Raw genomic sequence first — 21,202 nt, 5'->3', positions numbered from 1 at the left:
TTAGGCTGGCACTGGCAAATGATAAAAGTCTACTGGCATAACATCAGGTTAATTTGATTTAGTCGGCCAACATCATTTGTGATTGATGACCGCTCATCGCATCAATAACTGGCAATTGCTTGGGTGCTCTTGGCGCTGCAAATTGCTTGGTTAAGCCTAGCTCACGCATTAATCTATCATCGCCTGATTGACTGGCATTACCGGTCGTTAGCAACTTATCACCATAAAAAAACGAGTTAGCCCCTGCCATAAAGGCTAAAGATTGCTCAGCATCGGATAAGCTCTCACGACCAGCAGACAAGCGCACATAGCTACTTGGACAGCAAATACGCGTTACCGCAATGGTACGAATCCATTCAAGGACGGATAGCTCACCCTCTGCTAATACTTTATCGCCGATTGGCGTGCCTGCAATAGGGACGAGTAAATTAACCGGAATAGACTCAGGTGCTTTGGGCATTTTGAGCAGCTCATGTACCCAATCAACACGGTCCTCCCGGCTCTCGCCCATGCCAACGATATTACCGCTACAGACATTGATTCCCGAATTGCGCACGTTGGTAATGGTATCTAGGCGCTCATCATAACTGCGAGTGCTGACCACTTGCTCATAGTAGCGTCTTGAGGTGTCCAAATTATGGTTGTAGTAATCCAGTCCGGCATCGGCCAACTGAGTTGCTTGGTTGGTATCAAGCATACCCAAGGTCATACAAGTTTCAAGCCCTAACGCCTTGACTTCCTTAACCAGTTCGACCACATACGGCATATCTTTGGCACTCGGATGTTTCCACGCGGCACCCATACAAAACCGCGATGAGCCAGAGGCTTTTGCGCGTTTGGCGGCGGCAATCACCTTATCAACATCTATGCGTTTTTCTGCTTGTAGTTTAGTCTTATCACGGTGATGACCTGATTGTGAACAGTAGCCACAATCCTCAGGACAGTTGCCCGTTTTAATAGACAGCAAAGTACTGATCTGTACTTCATTGGCTACAAAATGCTCACGATGAGTGGTTTGCGCTTGCAATAGTAAATCCATCAATGGCAAGTCAAAAAGCTGTGCTATTTGTTCGCGGCTGTGTTTGCTGGATGACGTTGTGGTTAGTATAGAAGACTTAGCGAAGAAGTCGGTTGCGGTGTTCGGAGACATATTAGTCGCTTCAGTAGTGGGTTCTGTGATTGAAAGTAGTCCTGCCATGAATTAAGTCCTTTTATAAGCAGTGGTAACTGTGACAAAAATCTGAATAGTTAGATTTGGATAAAGAGTAGGGGGCGTTTCACTAGATATTTGAAGATATAAAAAAGGTCGCAGTAACCGTAGTATACCGCAACCTTAATGAAAATAGCAGGGTGGTGCTGGCAAGCAGTCATGAGTGCAGCTGCTACCTATCTAATGCATGTTCTCAGCAATTATTTGCCAAGTTTATGCTTAGCAACACCGATCCAATGTTCAGCGAATTGTTGCGCTTTATAGGCGTAAGGTTTGGCACGTTCAATATGAGGTTTGAGCTCGTCAGGTATGGCCGGCACAATGTGTTTAGCAAGCTTATTAAACCACATCATTAAGCTATAGTCGCCATCTATGCTTAGTTTACCCTCTTGTACCGCAGTCATAAAGGCGGGAAGACTGCCTTTGGTTAACAGTTTCACACCAGTCATTGAATCTTTAAAATTAATAGTCAAATCTGCGTTGTCAGCGTGCCCACTATGTTGACTAAACTGCCCATTATCAAAATTAAAATAGCGCGCAATATCAGACTCATCACTGGCAATTTCGATAGTGACTTTACGATCAGCTAATATCTTTTTTATATCTTCATTATCGCTATCGGCAAGCATAGATAAACGGTAGCCAATGATCGCCAATAAAACATCTAATGGATCGGATTTGATATCTAAAACAGGAACAGTAAACATAGTCAGACTCCTAAAAAGTGAGAGGTAAAATAAAGCGTACTTTATAACAATTTTGACCCCAATTATATAGTGGCAGCATTAAATTATAAACTATTAGCCATCTTACAATCTTTAGTAGTTGCGTAGAGAGCGTTAAGCATCGTGTACCAATCGAGCAGTAAAAAAGCCCTGCTATGGAGCATCTTTATTAGCGTTAGTAGTAACTTTATTATGGAGTAATAATTTTATTATGAAATGATAGTTATATTATAAAGCGACAACCATACTATAAAGAAAGGATTCTGTAAAAATATGGTTATTATGATGCTAAGTGTATTATCTGATGCTATCAGATTTAGTGAAAGCGTGGCTCATAACCGTCATCGTAAACAGGGGAATGCTCAATATAGCGCGCCGCTTCTCGTTCACGCTCTTGGGTCATAGTCTGGCTGACATTGTCATAGCGTAGCACACGATATAGTATCCAGCCACATAGCGGTAGCCAGCTGATACCTATTGCCGTCACGTAGCTGTGCCATTCTGATAGCACTACCCAGTTTAATAACACACTCTGGATAATTTCAACCGCAAGCCAGTACCCCATACCACCAAACAGATACCACAGCAGCCAGCGCTGGGAGGATAGAGCGATTGCAACCATCAAGCCCACTAACAGACCGTAGCCAAGCACTGCATCACTGCTCCATGTACCCATACTGTCGATAGAAAATATAGTTAAAAACATCATTCATCTCGCTCATCACAGGGTTATCCCAACCACTCCATTATGAAAGCTTGGCGAATAAATCTAAAGGGGGTCGGTGCGGATTTGCGACAACCGTTGACGTTTAGTTTAGACGACGATTGCTACGATGACCCCACCAAGATAGCGCTGATACTAAGATAGCTCCCAATAACATCAGTCCTAAAGTAGTGAGCCAATGCGGACCGCTAGGATAGTGCCACGGTAGAACATTATTGATTGCCTCAGCATTGAGTGTGCCTAGCGCATCTGTTTTCCACGGCCAGACTTTCACTAGTGAGCCAGCGATAAAGCCTGTTAAGAGCACCAGCGTCCCTTGGTAATAATGCGCTAATAGCCATTTCAAAAGGTGGGTAAATAGTAGCAGGCCACTTACCATGCCGGCCATTACCGTAATGATGATAGAGAAATTAAAAGTGTGCACTGCCTCTAACACCGTATCATAAGCGCCTAGCAGTAATAAAATAAATGACCCTGAAATACCAGGCAGTATCATTGCACAAATTGCCACTGCGCCAGCAAAGAATAAATAAGGTAAGCTTGGCGTCGTCGTGAGTAGCGGCATACTACTAATGACTACTGCAGCGACCAGTCCAATAATAAATAAACCTGCGCGTGCCACATTCCAACGTTTAATTTCTGTCAATAAGATAATGACAGTGGCAACCACTAAACCGAAGAAAAATGACCAAATCAAGAGCGGTTGAGTGTCTAGCAGGTTTTTAATTATACCTGCTAAGGTCACAATGCTAGTTCCAATACCCAATAGCAAACACAATAGAAACGTTGCGTCAACGTAGCGCCAAACGGCAAGCAAGCCTTTAATTCCGCCTTCTTGCCGAAACACCCGCCAAAGACTGGGACCAATACTACCAAGGGCATTAATCAAGCGCTCATAAATACCGGCAATCAGCGCAATCGTACCCCCAGAAACACCCGGCACAATGTCAGCGGCACCCATCACCATTCCTTTGACGTACACGCCTAATAGTTGCTTTGGGTTATCTTGTGGTGATGGTATTGCCTCAGATTGTAGGCTTGGCGACGGCGCGTCCGGCCGTGGTGATGGTGATGCCGTCATGGATATTCCTTCCTGGTTTAAAAGTCGTAAAAATAAGCATTAATGCTCAGCGCTAGTAAACAATAAGCTGAGTTAGCAATAAAGTCGCTAACTCAGCTTATAGCGTGCACGGATTTTTTATCAGACACAGCTGATAGTATAAGACCGATTAAAAGTCTTTATTTTGCAGGGACAAGTGCCGGATAGCCAAGGGCGTAGAGCACACCTTCAAGGCCGGTGACATTGACAGCGGCATCAGCACGCGCTTGTACGATAGGTTTGGCTTGGTAAGCCACCCCTAAGTCCGCATTGGCCATCATCGGCAGATCATTGGCACCATCACCAACACAAACCACTTGCGACATCTCAATGCCCAAACGCTCTGCAATATTAGCAACGATAGCTGCTTTTTTTGCACCATTGACAATAGGCAGTTGCACATGACCAGTGACTTCGCCCTCGTCAACGTCCAAATGATTGGCATGCACCTCATCAATGCCTAACTGCTCAGCAATATAACGGGCAAAATAAGTGAAGCCACCTGAGACTAATACCGTATGATAACCTAACGTTTTAAAGGCACTGATAGTGGTATGAGCGCCTGTCGATAGAGTTAGGCGCGCACAAATATCATCGAGTACGGTAGTCGGGATGCCTTTTAACAAAGCCATACGCTGGGCAAAAGACTCATCAAAATCTATTTCACCGCGCATTGCGGATTCAGTGATTGCGGCAACTTGTTCACCGATACCCGCCGTTTTTGCCAGCTCAACGATAACTTCTTGCTCAATCAAAGTTGAATCCATATCGAAGCAGACCAATTTATGGGTACGCAGCATATGACCAATAGATAAAATATGGCAATCGACTAAGTTTGAGCTGTCAAGCCCTGGGTTTTGTATCGGACTGTTGTGTTGCATATTGTCGTTTTGGGTATCAACAGCCTGTGGCGCTTTATTATCATTTTTGGCTAGATAATTTTTTGCTAACTCTTGACGTAAACTGGTGGTCAGTTGATCGTCAATAATATGGGCAGCAGCCGTCTTTTTGGCAGGATGCATAAGGGTTGCGGTAACGGGCACTAGCAAGTAACGAAAGACCTGTGCGGGAACAAAAGGTTGCTTAGAGGTTTGGCTAGCATTAGAATCAGCGTCAGACTTAGTATGAATATCAGAGTCAGGAATCGCAATATCGACAAAGGTTGCCTCTTTATCTTCTGCAACCGTTACTAAATGCCAGTTTGGTTGTGCGTCAACCCATGACTGAACATACTGATGGATATCAAGCGCGGGTACATGCGCTGGCAATACGACAATTAGCGCAAAGACAGGGAGCGATTGCAACGCGTCAAAATCATGCAAGTCGGTAGCATCAGGTAATAATGATGCTACAGAATCGACGGCTTGTTGCCATGCTTTGCTGTCTTTTGGTAACGAGTAAGGCGTATTTTTTGGCATGGCTCAATTGTCCCTTGTAAGCTCAGATAAGATTAGGAATAATAACAGCTTTACCGTGCCTCGCCTATACATGACCGGCGAAGAAAACGGAATCTATGAAAACTGGATTTATAAATACTACTATGGTGCTATAGTAGATGGTGTTGACTGAGTGAATAGCACTATTTGACCCTTTGTTCGGGCTATTGTTAGACAAAGCCAGTTTTAGATTAAGCACATTAGCAGTACACTCTTCCAGAAAATGAGCGACAGTCTCGTTTTTTAATTTCCCTCATTCAAAAAAGTTTACCATACCATGATGTATTTAGCGCCGCGGCAAGGGTTGTTTGCCATTATTATTCTGGTCAGTTTTTGCCTGCAAACCTTACTGCTAGTGATCAGCACTGACCAGCAGCTGACCAAAAGTCGTGCGCAAAAAGGCGAGCAAATGGTCGCCCAACTTATCGATGAGGCGCGGCTGTCTTTAGAAAATAAAGACCGTGTGAGTCTTAGTGTCATTGCCAATCGCTATACTAGCGAACAAGATGTCGCACGGATTTTAATTAAAGACAATAATAATGATGTGCTGGTACCGGTAGGCAATGCGCCGATGCAGCAGGGCGATACCATCAGCCAAATCGCGACTAAGGGTGATGCGGTCATTGGTAGTGTGGCGCTGACCCTCAAAGACATTAGTAAAGGTGAGATTATCGCCAAGCAATGGCCGTTTGTCATCGGTTCAATGATATTGCATTTATTTTTGTGGCTATTATATGGCTATATTGCCCGTCCCACCAAAGAGCAAATCAATGCGCTGAGCCGTGATATTCAAGACTTGCATCGTGAGCGATATGCCCAAGGAGGACCATTCTTTGGTGGTCAGGCTCCTAATTTTAACGCCGAAGGTAGTGATGATAACGCTGTAAATGAGAGTCGCAACGGTGGCAATAGCCAAAATGCGAACCACGAAGCTGCCCATAAAGAAGCTGCTAATAAGTCTGCTACCGTCAGTACCACAGGCATTCATGATGATCTTAACGCTTATCTAAAGTCGCAACAAAATAATGGCGGCGATTCTGAAACGCAAGACAGTACCAGTCTAGACCCGAATCATATACAGACTAAGGCGTCTAGCACTGATATAAGCGCTAACACGTTCACTAGGAGTGCTTCTAAATTGTCTGCTACCCGCGCTTTTGATAGTGTGAGTGTGCAGATTATGTTCCATGATGAATATAATATGCTTGAACGTCTAACGCCTGAAATGCGGATGCCTTATCTTGCACTCTGTACCCAGTTATTGAATCAAGCGCTTACCGAACTACTCAGACAACCTTTGCTATTAGGTGTCAGTGCCGTCAACCAGCCTCGTTTTGATGACAAAGGTGCGTGTGCGCTGCTCAAAGCGGATAATAGTCATGCTAAAGTGGCGCTGGCAGGGGTGATGTTAGCTAAGCTGTACTTAATGCTGAATAAGATTATCCATGACAAGCATATTGAGCTGTCACGTTTTGCGCTATCAGCAAAAGCGGGAGTCAGTGATAGTGGTCAAACGGCTGCTATGACCCAATTACTAAAGAGCATTGGTAGAAAAGAGCAGATGCTTATTTTGTTGCCAAACTCTGGTTTCAAACAAATCGGCAATCATGTACAAGTTCATAGCTTAAAGCGCCCAACTACCGTTTATGAGCGAGAGTGTGCGGTGTTCGATGGTGGCAATGATGCTATGATTCAGCGCCTAGCAGATGTGCGTAACAAGGTGCTAACGACTGGAAATGAAGATGAATAGTTGACGCTATCGCTATCCTTATGGTAGATATTAAAGTTGCTGTAGGTGTAAAAAGAATTGACAACGTTCAACAGAGACTTTATAAGGCATATATATATCAATTTATTTTAAGACCTGTGCGCAAATAATAGGAGTTTGTCATGAGTGACGCTGATATCGATGACGAGTTTGATGGTGAATTTACCGATGATGATGATGCCAAGATGGTAGAAGAAGCAGAAACTAGCGTACGTACGCGCTTAAGTAGTTTAGAGAAACGCCGCTTAATCGATAATTTGTTAGAAGAAAAACGTTTGGCTAAAGCCCTTAAAGATGAGCTAGACGACTTAGATGATTTTGATGAAGATGGCGATGATTGGGATGATGATGATATTTAGGTATTAGATAAGCCTTAGGCAAGCGCACAAGCATTTATCATTACGTAACTGTGCTAATCTAATTGAATAATATTGTCAATGTTTAACCAATGCTATTTTATAACGACCATTTTTAGAACAACCATTTTTGTCATAGTTATTCACTCTTACTTATTTAACGATTATGGTTTTAATGACTACCGTTTTAATGACCACATCGCGTGTAACAGACTGCATTTAACAGATAAGCAATTGTGCTCAGCACATGCTATCTACCTAAGGACAACTGTATTATGAGCAACCAATTAAGCTTTGATGAATTGCTGGATTTTTTAGACAATCAAGAGAGCCAGTTTGTGCTCGATAGTGTCGCCACCCATGGATTTTTGACGGCGACTGTTATTGGTCGTCCGCTACCGAACTGGATAGATGCACTGTTTGAAGGTCATGTGAAAGACGTTCCAGAAAACGTTATCGATGGTATTCATCGCTGGCGCGCCTCCATTATGGACGAGCTCAAAAATGAGACTCCTATTGAACTACCATTTAGTGAAGATGCTGGCAATGAAGAAATTGCCGTTGATTTTTCAGATGAGTCAGATATTGTGGCGTGGTCAATTGGTTTTGTTGATGCCATGTATGGTGATGAGGCCAGCGATTGGTTTGAAGATGAAGATACTGCCGAAGATGTGGCCGTATTAACCTTGCCGATGATCGTACTCAGCGGCATTGATGATGAAGATACTGAACTTGCTGAGATGCGTGGCGACCAAGATAAGCTAGCACAAATGGCCAATAGTATCGAAGGCAATTTAACCGAACTATTTTTATTATTCCATACTAACGACTAGCATGCTGTTAGTGCTATCAGCAATTTTATAAGCCACCGATAAGGTAATACCATGACTGTGCAACTATCCAACCTTGAGCACTTACCCAACTATCAGATCACGGAGCGCTTAGACGTGGTTTACGGCAGTACGGTGCGCTCAAAGCACGTTGGTAAAGACTTATTTGCCGGTCTTAAAAATATCGTCGGTGGTGAGCTGACTGCTTATACCGAGCTGTTAGAAGAGTCGCGACAAGAAGCGATAGATCGCATGGTAATAAAGGCCGAAGCGTTGGGCGCTGATGCGGTGGTTGGTCTACGCTTTTCGACTTCTAGTATCGCCCAAGGTGCCTCAGAGCTGTTCGTTTATGGTACCGCGGTCAAGGTCGTGCGTATGCAAAATCAATCCTTCCAAAATCAACCACCAAACGCGCCATATGATCAACAGCAACAAAGCCAGCAGAGCCAAGCTCAAACGGCTGTCGAAGATTTGCCACGTTTTAATCCTTTTGGCTAAGCCGCAAAGCTTTTTCACGATAAGAGACGTGTGATGAATAATTCTGTTACCCAATTGCTGTTTAACTACGCACCGCTTATTTTATTATTTGTGGTCGGTTGGTTTTTTGGTGCGCGGCATGAGCGCCAGCATTTAGCGCAGTTGGCAATCTCAGAAAAAGACCTAGAACATATTATTGTATCTACTGAGCGCTTTTATCGACCAGCGCTGGTGGCCAATAGTGAAGGTGAGCTAGTGCTTGGCAGTGTGGTTATCGGCCAAGATTATTTTAAGATGGTGATTGCTCGCATATTGAGCTTATTTGGTAAGAACTTGACCACCTACGAGACTTTACTGGACCGAGCACGGCGTGAAGCCTTGGTACGTATGCGCACGCAAGCTAAGGCAAAAGGCTACAATCACATCTATGGTCTGCGCCTTGAGGTTAGCAATATCAATCAATTGGGCAGTATGGTAGAAGCCATTGCCTACGGCACTGCAGTCGTAAGTACCCAGAACTCTAAACACCGCTAATAAATCTAGGCAGTATCAAGGTTAAAGACGGTATTAACGTTGATATCGTACTCATTCTAAGTAAAGTATCCATTCTAAGTAAAGTATCCATTCTAAGTAAAGTACCTATTCTAAGTAAAGTACCTATTTTAGACAAAGTGCTAGCGCTGGTGAGTATTCATCCGCGCTATTTTGTTGTCTTTGTCATCCTCGGTTTTTTGTTTAATCTTTTCAAAATCAAACAAAAATGTCCGATTTTTGAGCACCGCTACAAACACCACGCCGCCGATGGTATTACCGACCAGCACTATAACTAAAAACCATAAATAACTTAATAAGCTGACTGTGTTGCCATACATCAAGGCAGAAAATACTTCAATGTTGCCCACGATACTGTGATGCAAACCCAAAAATCCAATACTACCGGTAATCAAAGATACCAGTACAATACGGCTGATAGTATCACGGGCTGAAGTCACCAACCACGCCGCTACCCCCATCATCCAGCCCGCAAGTATTGAGCTCCCAAAGATAACCCACCACTCAAAGCCCAAAACATGCTGCGCATAGGCATCAATATCAGCAACGGTAAACAGCTGCATATTAATACCTAAGCCAATCATTAATGCCGCAAAGAGACAACCACCGACGATATTACCGGCAATAACAATTCCCCAGAGACGCAGCAGCTTCCTTAGCGGTTCAATTTTATTAAGCACCGGTAAACTTAATAAAGAGGTCTGCTCAGTGAATAACAACGACTGACCGATGACCACGATAATAAAACCTATTGGATATAATAACGAGGCCAATACTATGGCATATTCGCGGGGTAGTACGTCGCTCAATAACGCAAAGGCCGATAAAATCATGAATAAACTGATACCAATCTCCAGCCCAGCGGTAAAAGCACTGGTAAATAATGAGCCCAATGAACGGTTAAAGGTTTCTTTGGCATCAATAACTTGCTCGACTAAGATGCTAGCATAGCTTTTGGGCGCGCTAGCATTGTCATCGCTGGCAACTTCTTTAATGGTGGCTTTATCTTCATCGCTAATATCTTCAGAAAAGTCTTCATCGTCTAGCACTTCTGTCGCTTGGAGCTCATCAGGCTCCTCATTATCACTAGGATCACTATCCTTTTTTTCATCGTGACAATCATCGACGTTGTCGTTATTAATAGGGTCAACATCAGATTCGGGCACAATAACTTTATTCATATCAGCATCGTTGTTATGAATAGGATTATGGCTTGGCGTATTGCTATCATTGCTTTTATTATTAGGCATGAGAATGAGCTTATATAGGATTATAAGAAGTGGCGGCTAAACGGTTGTAAACAGATGCTATTACAAGCCAACATTGACTCAGATAGGGTAGCGATAATGATCAGTCAAGATGGTTTGAGACGTCAAAGTAAGTGTATAAGTACCACAAACAAGGAAAAGTCATCCGATGCTAACAAAATCTGCTCATATAAGATAAAATCATAGCATTAAATTTTTTTGCTGGCGCGTTTTATAGATATTACGCTGGTTCATTATTAGTTACGCTTATTATCTATACTAGGTACTATTTTTTAACCCCTATTGCGTTGGTTAATTGTATGAATTCAGCGGTAGCTATGCTTGCTTACCACTATCCATTTACGTTTTAGTCTGAGAGCCTTATGAGTAACCCCCCTGATATCCAAAGCACCAAAACTGATTTAACCACCTCTATCCAAGCTGCCTTAAGCCAACTCGAGCACGCCTATAATCCAAGCGAGGTCGAGGCGGGTATGTATCAAGGCTGGGAAAATAGTGGCTACTTTCAGCCGACTTTTGATAAGGAAGAATCGTTTTCTATTGCGCTACCACCGCCGAACGTTACCGGCTCGCTGCATATGGGACATGGCTTTAATAATGCCATTATGGATGCGCTAACCCGTTATCACCGGATGGATGGTGACAATACCTTATGGCAACCAGGTACCGATCATGCAGGTATCGCTACCCAAATGGTCGTCGAGCGGCGTTTAGAAGCGCAAGGTATTAAACGCCGTGATATGAGTCGCGAGGATTTCATTGATAAGGTATGGGAATGGAAAGAAGAGTCAGGGGACAATATTACCAGTCAGATTCGCCGTTTGGGCAGCTCGGTCGATTGGTCGCGTGAGCGCTTTACCATGGATGATGGCTTATCTAATGCGGTCAAAGAAGTGTTTGTACGCTTGTTTGATGATGGTTTGATTTATCGTGGTAAGCGTTTGGTCAACTGGGACCCCAAGTTCCAAACCGCGTTATCCGATTTAGAAGTCGAAAACCATGACGAAAAAGGCTCATTGTGGCATTTTCGCTATCATTTCACTGACAGTGATATAATGACTCAAGATGGCAAAAACTACTTGGTGGTTGCCACCACTCGTCCTGAAACCTTATTAGGCGATACCGCCGTGGCGGTCAATCCTAGCGATGAGCGTTACGCACACTTAGTCGGCAAAACCATTACTTTACCGATTACTGGTCGTATCGTGCCTATCGTTGCCGATGATTATGTCGAAAGTGACTTTGGTACCGGTTGCGTAAAAATTACTCCTGCTCATGACTTTAACGACTATGAGCTTGGTCGTCGTCATGATTTGCCCTTGATTAATATTCTTGATGAACATGCCCATATTTTACCAGCGATGGAAGTCTATCCGGACTTGCAAACTCGTGAGCCAACGTTAGAAACCACTCCAAGTGACCATCTTGGGGCTACTTATGCCGGGGTCGAACGCTTTGCCGCTCGCAAGCAGGTAGTCATCCAAGCCCAAGAACAAGATTGGTTAGAGGCAATCGAGGACTATGCGCTAAAAGCACCGCGTGCCGAACGTGGTGGTGCGATTGTCGAGCCGTGGCTAACCGATCAATGGTACGTGGCTGTTGAACAGTTGGCTAAGCCGGCAATTACTGCAGTAGAGGATGGCAGCATTGAATTTGTTCCCGCGCAATATAAAAACATGTATATGGCATGGATGAATGGCTTACAAGATTGGTGTATCAGCCGTCAGCTATGGTGGGGGCATCGTATCCCAGCGTGGTATGACGAGGAAGGTAGCATCTATGTGGCGCGTGATGAAGCGGAAGTACGCAGCAAGTACAATCTAGCTGATAGCATAAAATTGCGCCAAGATGATGACGTGCTTGACACCTGGTTTAGCTCGGGTTTATGGACATTTAGTACCTTAGATTGGGCTGACGTTAATGCCGATCCACGCGTGCTGGATACGTTCCATCCGACCAGCGTGTTAGTCACTGGTTTCGACATCATTTTCTTTTGGGTTGCGCGCATGATTATGATGACCATGCACTTCGTCAAAAATGAAGATGGCACGCCGCAAGTCCCATTTAAGACCGTTTACGTTCACGGACTAGTACGTGATAGCTTTGGCCAAAAAATGTCTAAGTCTAAAGGTAACGTCCTCGATCCTATCGACATCATCGATGGTATCGACCTCGAAACCTTAGTCACTAAACGTACTAGCAATATGATGAATCCTAAAGACGCGGCTAAAATCGAAAAACAAACCCGTAAAGAGTTCCCTGAAGGCATTCCTGCGTTTGGTACCGATGCGCTACGCTTTACCTTTACGTCCTTAGCCAGTACCGGACGCGATATTAACTTTGATTTAAAACGCGTCGAAGGCTATCGTAACTTCTGTAATAAAATCTGGAACGCCAGCCGTTTTGTATTGATGAACTGTGTGGATAGTTCTGAAGAAGGGCAGGGCAATGCGCTATCAATCGATCAAGTTGCTAAGCCTGAGGTTTGGGAATTGCCTGAAAAATGGATTATCAGCCGTCTCAACTCTACTGTTGCCGATATTCATCAGCATTTTGCCCAGTATCGTCTTGATATGGTGAGTCATGATATTTATGAGTTCATCTGGAATGAATACTGTGATTGGTATGTTGAGCTTGCCAAGGCCAGCCTGAACGATGATTCGGTAACAGAGGCACGTAAAGCGCAAATCCGCTATGTATTGCTGCATGTGTTAGAGACTGCATTACGCTTTACTCATCCGATTATGCCGTATCTAACCGAGCAAATTTGGCAAACCATCGCACCGCTGCTCAATCGTAAAGACACTGACAGCATCGTTATTGCGGCTTATCCAAAAGTGGATAATAGCCAAGTTAGTGAGCAAACTGAAGCGGACATGGCATGGCTACAACAGCTTATCGCTAGCGTGCGTAATATCCGTGGCGAGATGAAACTGGGCAATGCCGTACGCTTGCCAGTATTGCTACAAAATATCTCGCTAGCGGAGGATGAGCGCTTATCACGTATCGCCAATCAGTTTAAAGCCTTGGCAAAAGTCGAAAGCTTAGATATTCTAGAAGATGGCGATGAGGTGCCATTATCGTCATCCAGTATGATTGGACAGCTGCGCGTACTGGTACCAATGAAAGGATTAATTGATCCGACTGCTGAGCTAGCACGTTTGGGCAAAGCCCATGAAAAACTCCAAAAGCAAGCAGAAGGTATCTCGCGTAAATTAGGTAATGAAGGCTTTGTCAGTAAAGCGCCAGTGGAAGTCGTTGAAGCTGAAAAGGCAAAACTGACGGAGCTAAAAGGGCAGTTGGTGGCGATGACGGCGCAGATGGAAGAGTTAAAGGCGTTGTAACTAACACATAGGTATCTGTATTAATAAAAAACGCCATCATAATTTATGATGGCGTTTTTTATTGTCTATTGGTTAGTTCTACATCTTACTCCTATGATATAACTGAATATTTGTTTGCTATTATCTACTAGCTTTTGTAGTGCAGTTGTATTTCCTAAGAGAAATACAATAATCCATGTACAAGGTATAAAGAAATTCAGTTAATTTGGTGGCAGTTATGCTGTATTTTTTAGGTTAAGTTATTTTTCGTTTGGTTGATTCCTCAATTCCTCAATTCTGATAATAAACTTAAAAGTACCCTTTAGGATAGATTTTAGAAAAAATTCTGAAAAACTGTGAACCTATTTTCAATATTTCGTGGTCAAGTTCAATCTTATCAATATTTCTATTTTTGTACTACACTACTCTTGATATTTGGGGTGATGAGTGGAGTTGGATATACTAAAATAAGGATTCGCATGGAAACTTTTATAAGTTTCTAATAGTGGCTACTGTAATAAGTGTTCTCTTTAAAGCATATTATGATTATAGGCTAGATAAAAATAAGAAAGAGAATGAGCTGGTCTTACGAAGGTTTATCAGTCTTATAAGAGGTATAGTAAATACTAAAAAAAGTAGATTCTATGAAAGGGCAACAGAATCAAAAACAGAAAGTAAGCGTGTAAATTTTTTTCAAGAGATTACCCATCCCCAAGATCAGATTAAGTTCATAATGAACCAACTGAGTGATTTCTTTGAGTTTTGGGGTGTTAAACGTAGTCAATTGGCTGTAACTGTATTAAGTAGTGTAGTAAAAGATGAAAGTGATAATGAAAATTGGAAGTTTATTTTAAAGTTAGACCATCAGAGAAGTCATCCCAATGCCAATACATTGATGAAAGGTAATCCTTTAGCAAGGGAATCAATAGACAGTGGTGTAGCAATTTTTTTAGCGGACTTAAAAGAAGGGGTTCATCAGCAATTATTTCTTCAATCAGAAAGTTCAAGAGAATTTAGCAATAGAGTCGAGTTAGAGCTTTATCTGTTATCAATGAAGCAGTATAAGGGAAAGTCCTAATTTAAGGCACTTATACTATGAATTCAAATACTAAAGTAAGAGTAATTGTTTCTTCACAGCATGGTCGTAAGGTAAACCCTAACAAAGTTGCTAAAAGACACGAATCCATTAAATATTTATCAGCATTCTTAGGAAATTCCGATCATCGAAAAGAAAGTGATATGGAAGCTAGAGCATGTAATAGAGGTATGCAGACAAGCTAACCATTACGTGTATTTAGATTAAAACCGTTACGGTATCAGCTGTAGCGGTTTTTTTATGCCAGTAATTACGCTATTCTCTTTTAAAGGCTTTCACATCCTTATAAAACAAGAATACAATTAATCATCTCACTATCGAATAGCGCTCACCTTTAAGCAATCCCAATATTGGCGAGACCGTACCGATAACGCTGAATTTTACCCGTTAAAGTCTTATATAGATAAATGTTAGGTACTTTGAATTGAATAACAATGGACATCACGCAAATGACTTCAAAAGCTAAAATTTTTATCTTAAGTATCTTGTTTTTAAGTCTGAGCGCTTGCGTCAGTCCACCGACCAATGAAGATACTATGACGGATGCTGATCTCATTCGAGCGGCCGAACAAAAAGAGTCAGCGCCAACAGCAGGTGAGCAACAATGGGTAATTGGCTATCACCATGGTACTGAAGTCGTAAAATCATTTCAATGTTCAGATTTGTGTCCTGAGAATACCTTACGCGTTATCTATTATAAAGTCCCCACAGATGCCACATGTGAGAGTATCGGCGGCGTTACTCAATCAATATTAGTTCCAGTCGCTATTACCGTAATGCCAAGAAAATATTGCTTCCCAAAAGTGATTGCCGACTATTGGGAGAGCTATCCTCAATAACAGTAAAGATAATAAGCTTGTAGTTCAAGTTTGGTCCAATAAACCAAGTTAAACATGTAATAAAAAAACCGCCTACAAAACTGTGCGCGGTTTTTTTATGCCAAAAACTAAATATTATGTGCAAACGAATCACCAGAGAAAGTAGCAGCATGGGCAGCAGTGACTACTATCGCTACAATAAAGCTATGCATTAGAGCACTTTTTTACAAATCAAAGTGATGGGGATGATAATATAAATATACGAGCATTAATTCTTATAAGAGTTGAGTCTATACAAACACAAAGCATTATGCTGAGCTTCATTGGTACAAAAGATATTTTTAAATCATGCTGCCATAGATTTAGGAGTAATTACTATCATAAATATACATGTAATCTTTTGGGTCGCCCTGACATTTTTTACCTTCCTTGTTACCGTTAGTAATATAAAAGGTTATAAGTCAATCATTGGTGGAGACTCTACTTCAAGAGCGCTTAGTAGCGATAAGTTCGATATCGAGACCAGTTTTTATAGAGCTGATGCTACGTTGCACGATATTATATTTTTTCATGCTTCTGCATCAGGTGTGGCTGTCGTTTTATTGGTTTTGATTATTAAAGGCGAGGTTTTATTCCCCGGAACCGTTGTCTTTTTTGGCATACTTTCTTCTATTGCGATATTTGCTATCAGCACAGTTCTTCTTTTATTAGCATTTTATTTTTATTCAGTTTCGATTTTGAAACTCGGCGATACGTTAGCTAGAATTCACATTAACGGTAAAGACATTAAGACCATGTACGCGATTTTGGCTGTTTTTGGTTATTTTTTGATATTTCCAATACTGGCGTTGATACTGGTTTAGAACCTATCTGTCGTGAATGCTTTGTACAGTGAAAGAAAACTGCTTATAACCTAAACTGTGAGCGGTTTTTTTATTGAATTAATTCGACCTAAGATTAAGGTTTTACTTACTTAGTATACAAGGGATTAGACATTTTCTTAGTTTCAAGGCTGGTACTTACGGAATTATTAAAGACAATACTCCTTATCTCGCCTGATTCTCCTCAATTACTCAGCTACTAACCAAACACAAGCACCAATAGCAAAACATCGCAAAAATAATCTTGTGCTGTTTTACACTTTATTGCATGATTAGTTACCTATGTAGGTAAGATTGCTATCTGACCTCTATCGCCGACTGACATCATTTCCATGACTGAAAAAAAACGCTCCTTTTATTACCGTCCTAAGACCAATCAGTCCGCTAGCCCTACAGTGCGTTGGACTTTTCTTATCATGGGTTGGATATTTTTTGTATTAGGGATTATCGGGGTGTTACTTCCCGTGATGCCAACAGCACCTTTTATATTACTGGCAGCAGGGTGTTGGGCACGTAGTTCACGCCGTTTTCATTTTTGGCTGATTAATCATCGATTTTTTGGTAAATTTATCCGTGATTGGGAAGAAAATCATGCGGTGCCACATTATGCTAAGTGGCTGGCGACTGTTATGATGGCACTATCGACGAGCATGTTATTTTATCGTTTGCCTAATGATATAATGTGGATGGCATGGGTAATAGCAGCAGTCTGTAGTGCCGTTGCAATTTATTTGTTCCGATTGCCAAACGCCTAATAATCATATAATTAAAGACAAAAAGGCTATTATTTGTATTCGTTTACATGAATTATGAGATAAAGCTTGCAGTAACGCAGTTTGCCCCTTATAATACGCACAAGCTTAAGAGCAGTTCTGCACCAAATCATTACCTCGTAGTATTAGTTATAATCCTTCGTTTTAATATTTATCGTTCAGTAGCTATTTGCAAGCGTTGCCGGTCATTAGACCATTAATAAATTAAAAAGTAGGATTATCAATATGTCAGATACTATGAAAGGTACAGTTAAGTGGTTTAACGAAGCTAAAGGCTTTGGTTTCATCGCTCCAGAAAGCGGCGCAGACGTTTTTGCTCATTACAGCGAAATCACTGGTTCAGGCTTCAAAACTTTAGCTGAAGGCCAAGAAGTTGAGTTCACTGTAACTCAAGGCCAAAAAGGCCCACAAGCACATAACATCGTTGCTGTATAATTAGCATGTAATGGTTAACACTTACTTTAATTAGTAAACAATGACCATACGATGAATAAAAAAACGAACCTCCGGGTTCGTTTTTTTTCGTCTGTCATTTGAGTTTATTAAAGAAGTTCTAGCTAGGGTTTAGTAACGATAAGCGAGTGACGTTAAGAGCCTGCGAACGATGGGATAAAGCGTTCTTTACCCAATCAATCGTTAGAGTATCGGGCTGCTATAGGAGGCTATGACGTGGCTGTTGAATATTTACTTGCTTATTGTATACCGTTCTAAAGGCTGCACAGATTTTCCCAACTTCTATTTATCAAAAATTGTATATTAAAATAAATACTTGATAAATTTAAAGCGAGTCGATTGGAAAATAAACTCAATCATATAAAGCCAATACCAACGTTGATTAGACCACCGCCAATGATGAGCCAACCAAACATAATTGCGCCTAAGATCAGAGGTTTGACTCCAGCTTGTTTAATAGCGCCTAAATGAGTGGTCAAGCCTAAGGCAAACATGGCCATCGTTAAGAGAACATCATCTAACTTTACCATGGTCTGCTCAAAACTTGCAGACATTGGCAGCCAAGTATGTAGCAGCACGACGACAATAAAGATAAAGGCAAACCAAGGTACTTTGACTTGCTTAGCGCGTGCCATAAATGAAAGCAATAATGATTTTTTGCCACCGTTAGCTTCATTGCTACTAGGTGTTAAGGCAAAGGATAAAATGAGTAAGAATGGCGCGAGCATCATTACTCGAATCATTTTGGTTACGACTGCAGTATTGCCCACCTCAGGACTAATCGCGTTACCAGCGACCACCACTTGGGCGACTTCATGAATGGTTGCACCGGTATAAACGCCATAATCTTGTGCGCTCAACCAAGGCTGTAGCCAGCCAAGATGGTATAAGAATGGATAAAGCAGCATAGCGATAGTGCCAAACACCACTACTGTTGCTACAGCGATAGTGACTTTATGCGCTTCTGCTTTTACTACTGGCTCAGCGGCGATAACTGCTGCTGCACCGCAAATACTGGCACCAGAACCAATTAATAAGGTCGTTTGCTTATCAATTTTCAGCCATTTAGTACCCAGCCAATAGGTTAATAAAAATGTTGAGGTTAATACCAGTGCATCACTCATGATGGCAGGCATGCCAACGCTTGCGATCTGCGTTAAGGTCAGTTTAAAACCGTAGAACATAATTGCCAAACGTAAAATCTGGCCTTTAGCGAAACCCACCCCTTCACCTAAACGCTCAGCGACACTCGGATAAACCGTGTTGCCAAGCACTATACCGATTAAAATGGCTAATGTTAGTGAGGACAGACCAACAATGCGCCCATTCGTCCAGATATTTAAACTGTTATTGAGCCATAAGCAGAACAAGCTGCCAACCAACACCACGAGGAGACCTTTTAGATGGCGGCCTTGTGGGATATAACTGGCAACTGACTGGGTAAAAGCGTTCATGACGGAGGATCCTATTAACGCAGGTTTGAGTAGGGATTAGCATAATTTATAAAGTAGGCTCTTATCGATAATCGAAAAGGGCATAAGCTTATGAATAGACATTATAAGGAACGTTGACCTATAATAAAAACAGATTAATAAGATAGGAACTATCGGTTTTTTAGGTTAAGAGATTTAAGTGAATAAATAGAGATTATTGCAAAGGTTTTAATAGTGAGAGGTAGTAGTTAACAATGAAAAAAGTACTCCAGACCTTACCGAAGATTACCCTCAAGCAGCTGGCGGTATTTGTCAGTATTTATCAAACGGGAAGCACCAGTCGCGCAAGCGAACAGCTACACTTATCACAGTCTGCGGTCAGTAGTGCTTTGGCAGAACTGGAATCACGCTTACAACTGCCGTTGTTTGAGCGCGTTGGGCGCAGGCTAAATCAGCATCCTAATGCCCATCCAGTGTATGTTCAAGCTCAATCGATCTTAGGGCAAGCGTTGACCCTTGAGCATTATCATAAGCACCACGCTGGGCAGATTTATATTGGCGCCAGTACCACCATTGGCAATTATGTATTACCACCGTTACTCGCTAAGCTATATAGCACGTTACCTGATGCTAACGTCGATATGTATATTGCTAACACCCAAGAAGTAGTCAGTGAGGTTGAGCAATTAAATATTGATATTGCACTAGTGGAAGGGAAACCTAGACCATTCGATACGAAGGTAATTGAGCAGCGCGTATGGCGGACGGATACTTTGATAGTATTTGCCAAGCCTGATAGCAAATGGCTGGCTGGCTTGGCAAATTACGACCACAATGATTACTGCTATCGGCTAACCATTAAGCAGTTGGCAACGCTGCCATTATTGGTACGTGAAGCAGGGTCGGGTACACGGCAGATTATCGATGAGCAACTACTACAACATATGCCCGATGCCGAGGTGATTATGGCCATTCAGCAGTCGGAGGCTATTAAGCATATGGTAAGCGCTGATATTGGGCTAGGCTGTTTGTCACAGCATGTCATCCAGGCAGAATTAGAGACAGGCAAGCTGGTACAAGTTAAGGTAGCAGGGATAGATTTGGCGCGGACATGGTGGCTGGTCTGGCATAAATCCCGCCATCAAAGCCCGATTTGGCAGACATTTATTGATATTATTCAAGAAAATTAATTTGGAAAACGCCAATAGAAAAAAAGCGCACCGTAAAGAAAACTTTACGATGCGCTTAATTAGTTAATAGCGGCAGGAAAACTTTAGGTAGCCTGCCTGCGTAGCTATCGTACAACAAGCAAATATAATATTGCCAGCTGCGACAGTCATAATGTTCAGGATAATATCGCCTACCGTAATAGAGTCATCTAGGATTAATGACACTCTAGATGACTAAATGACCGGTAATAGGGCTAATTGCGTTTTGAGCCTGGTTTATCGAGTCTGACTACTAAACTATCACACGGAACGTTCGGCAATATATTATCTGCAGTGGCGCCACTAAGCCAAGCCGCGATACCGTGGCGTTCATGACGTCCGATAACTAATAAGTCAACGTCATGCTTATGACAATAATTAACGATACCTTCACTATTAGAGATGGCAGTGGTTACTTCAGAATTTACCACATTCAGCTCATTACGCTCAAGGAACTTGGCAAGTTTTGCCCGTGCTTCTTGGCAGCGTTCATCATCAATCTCATCATAGAGGCTGGAGGCAGGTACCAATTCATAGCCAAAGCCAACCATCGTGTCTTTGACGATATGTAGTACTGATAATCTGGAATCAGGACGATTGTCGACGATACGTTTGGCCTTTTGGGCGACCACATCGGCGTCGGATAGTAAGTCGGTGACCAGTAAGATATGTTGGTAACTCATGAGTGTAGTCCTCGTAGCAAGTAGTCTTAACTATAGCACTACGAATGGCCGCTGTTAAGAGTACTTTGTTAAATGGGTGCTATCTTTAG

At 42.2% G+C, this 21,202-nt stretch carries 21 protein-coding genes; 13 read left to right on the top strand and 8 right to left on the bottom strand.

Features of this window, described 5'->3' with window-relative positions:
* Nucleotides 1-58: 58 nt before the first annotated feature.
* The 5 genes from bioB to serB all read right to left on the bottom strand — a co-directional run bounded on the left by bioB (nt 59) and on the right by serB (nt 5,176).
* Entirely contained in the window at nt 59-1,198 is a 1,140-nt protein-coding gene (gene bioB / locus AAEY88_RS05890) for a biotin synthase BioB (RefSeq protein WP_350560288.1), read from the bottom strand.
* A 212-nt stretch (nt 1,199-1,410) separates the two neighbouring features.
* Entirely contained in the window at nt 1,411-1,917 is a 507-nt protein-coding gene (locus tag AAEY88_RS05885) for an SCP2 sterol-binding domain-containing protein (RefSeq protein ID WP_350560286.1), read from the bottom strand.
* Nucleotides 1,918-2,251: 334 nt separating this feature from the next.
* On the bottom strand, nt 2,252-2,644 hold the full coding sequence (gene aciT / locus AAEY88_RS05880; RefSeq protein WP_350560284.1) for an AciT family ciprofloxacin tolerance protein: 393 nt from the start codon (nt 2,642-2,644) through the stop codon (nt 2,252-2,254).
* 100 nt (nt 2,645-2,744) lie between these two features.
* Nucleotides 2,745-3,740, bottom strand: coding sequence for a DUF368 domain-containing protein (locus tag AAEY88_RS05875; protein ID WP_350560282.1), 996 nt, complete (start codon nt 3,738-3,740; stop codon nt 2,745-2,747).
* 158 nt (nt 3,741-3,898) lie between these two features.
* Nucleotides 3,899-5,176: a phosphoserine phosphatase SerB gene (gene serB, locus AAEY88_RS05870; RefSeq protein WP_350560280.1), complete on the bottom strand. Its 1,278-nt coding sequence runs from the start codon at nt 5,174-5,176 to the stop codon at nt 3,899-3,901.
* A gap of 295 nt (nt 5,177-5,471) precedes the next feature.
* On the opposite strand from serB, the gene AAEY88_RS05865 reads away from it, so the two are divergent.
* From AAEY88_RS05865 to AAEY88_RS05845, 5 genes are all read left to right on the top strand, one after another.
* Nucleotides 5,472-6,944, top strand: a complete 1,473-nt coding sequence (locus tag AAEY88_RS05865; RefSeq protein ID WP_350560278.1) for a hypothetical protein — start codon at nt 5,472-5,474, stop codon at nt 6,942-6,944.
* A 140-nt stretch (nt 6,945-7,084) separates the two neighbouring features.
* The gene (locus AAEY88_RS05860; RefSeq protein WP_350560276.1) at nt 7,085-7,321 is read left to right on the top strand and encodes a hypothetical protein; all 237 of its coding nucleotides are present in this window, start codon (nt 7,085-7,087) and stop codon (nt 7,319-7,321) included.
* Nucleotides 7,322-7,593: 272 nt separating this feature from the next.
* Nucleotides 7,594-8,151: a UPF0149 family protein gene (locus tag AAEY88_RS05855; protein ID WP_350560274.1), complete on the top strand. Its 558-nt coding sequence runs from the start codon at nt 7,594-7,596 to the stop codon at nt 8,149-8,151.
* 51 nt (nt 8,152-8,202) lie between these two features.
* Nucleotides 8,203-8,646: a YbjQ family protein gene (locus tag AAEY88_RS05850; RefSeq protein WP_350560272.1), complete on the top strand. Its 444-nt coding sequence runs from the start codon at nt 8,203-8,205 to the stop codon at nt 8,644-8,646.
* A gap of 33 nt (nt 8,647-8,679) precedes the next feature.
* Nucleotides 8,680-9,159: a heavy metal-binding domain-containing protein gene (locus tag AAEY88_RS05845; protein WP_350560270.1), complete on the top strand. Its 480-nt coding sequence runs from the start codon at nt 8,680-8,682 to the stop codon at nt 9,157-9,159.
* A gap of 140 nt (nt 9,160-9,299) precedes the next feature.
* Here AAEY88_RS05845 and AAEY88_RS05840 read toward each other — a convergent pair whose 3' ends face one another.
* Nucleotides 9,300-10,427: a formate/nitrite transporter family protein gene (locus tag AAEY88_RS05840; protein WP_350560268.1), complete on the bottom strand. Its 1,128-nt coding sequence runs from the start codon at nt 10,425-10,427 to the stop codon at nt 9,300-9,302.
* Nucleotides 10,428-10,807: 380 nt separating this feature from the next.
* Here AAEY88_RS05840 and AAEY88_RS05835 point away from each other — a divergent pair, with 380 nt between their 5' ends.
* The 7 genes from AAEY88_RS05835 (at nt 10,808) to AAEY88_RS05805 (ending at nt 17,771) form a co-directional block, all read left to right on the top strand.
* Nucleotides 10,808-13,789: a valine--tRNA ligase gene (locus AAEY88_RS05835; RefSeq protein ID WP_350560266.1), complete on the top strand. Its 2,982-nt coding sequence runs from the start codon at nt 10,808-10,810 to the stop codon at nt 13,787-13,789.
* 484 nt (nt 13,790-14,273) lie between these two features.
* Nucleotides 14,274-14,846, top strand: coding sequence for a hypothetical protein (locus tag AAEY88_RS05830; protein ID WP_350560264.1), 573 nt, complete (start codon nt 14,274-14,276; stop codon nt 14,844-14,846).
* Between the two features lie 17 nt (nt 14,847-14,863).
* Entirely contained in the window at nt 14,864-15,049 is a 186-nt protein-coding gene (locus tag AAEY88_RS05825; protein ID WP_350560262.1) for a hypothetical protein, read from the top strand.
* A gap of 264 nt (nt 15,050-15,313) precedes the next feature.
* Complete coding sequence (locus tag AAEY88_RS05820) at nt 15,314-15,703, top strand: hypothetical protein (protein ID WP_350560260.1); 390 nt, start codon at nt 15,314-15,316, stop codon at nt 15,701-15,703.
* Between the two features lie 302 nt (nt 15,704-16,005).
* Complete coding sequence (locus AAEY88_RS05815) at nt 16,006-16,545, top strand: hypothetical protein (RefSeq protein ID WP_350560258.1); 540 nt, start codon at nt 16,006-16,008, stop codon at nt 16,543-16,545.
* A 350-nt stretch (nt 16,546-16,895) separates the two neighbouring features.
* The gene (locus AAEY88_RS05810; RefSeq protein WP_350560256.1) at nt 16,896-17,318 is read left to right on the top strand and encodes a YbaN family protein; all 423 of its coding nucleotides are present in this window, start codon (nt 16,896-16,898) and stop codon (nt 17,316-17,318) included.
* A 243-nt stretch (nt 17,319-17,561) separates the two neighbouring features.
* Nucleotides 17,562-17,771: a cold-shock protein gene (locus AAEY88_RS05805; RefSeq protein WP_320157741.1), complete on the top strand. Its 210-nt coding sequence runs from the start codon at nt 17,562-17,564 to the stop codon at nt 17,769-17,771.
* 374 nt (nt 17,772-18,145) lie between these two features.
* Here the strand turns inward: AAEY88_RS05805 and AAEY88_RS05800 are convergent, their stop codons facing one another.
* On the bottom strand, nt 18,146-19,243 hold the full coding sequence (locus tag AAEY88_RS05800) for a YeiH family putative sulfate export transporter (RefSeq protein WP_350560254.1): 1,098 nt from the start codon (nt 19,241-19,243) through the stop codon (nt 18,146-18,148).
* A gap of 233 nt (nt 19,244-19,476) precedes the next feature.
* Here AAEY88_RS05800 and AAEY88_RS05795 point away from each other — a divergent pair, with 233 nt between their 5' ends.
* Nucleotides 19,477-20,412 carry a LysR substrate-binding domain-containing protein gene (locus AAEY88_RS05795; RefSeq protein WP_350560252.1) on the top strand — a complete coding sequence of 312 codons (936 nt, stop codon included), beginning with the start codon at nt 19,477-19,479 and terminating at the stop codon, nt 20,410-20,412.
* 233 nt (nt 20,413-20,645) lie between these two features.
* Here AAEY88_RS05795 and AAEY88_RS05790 read toward each other — a convergent pair whose 3' ends face one another.
* Nucleotides 20,646-21,113: a universal stress protein gene (locus AAEY88_RS05790; RefSeq protein WP_350560250.1), complete on the bottom strand. Its 468-nt coding sequence runs from the start codon at nt 21,111-21,113 to the stop codon at nt 20,646-20,648.
* Nucleotides 21,114-21,202: the final 89 nt, after the last annotated feature.

Origin of the sequence: Psychrobacter sp. CAL346-MNA-CIBAN-0220 (assembly GCF_040309805.1) — a bacterium.
Taxonomy (GTDB): Bacteria; Pseudomonadota; Gammaproteobacteria; order Pseudomonadales; family Moraxellaceae; genus Psychrobacter.
This window is presented reverse-complemented; position numbering and strand designations above follow the sequence as displayed.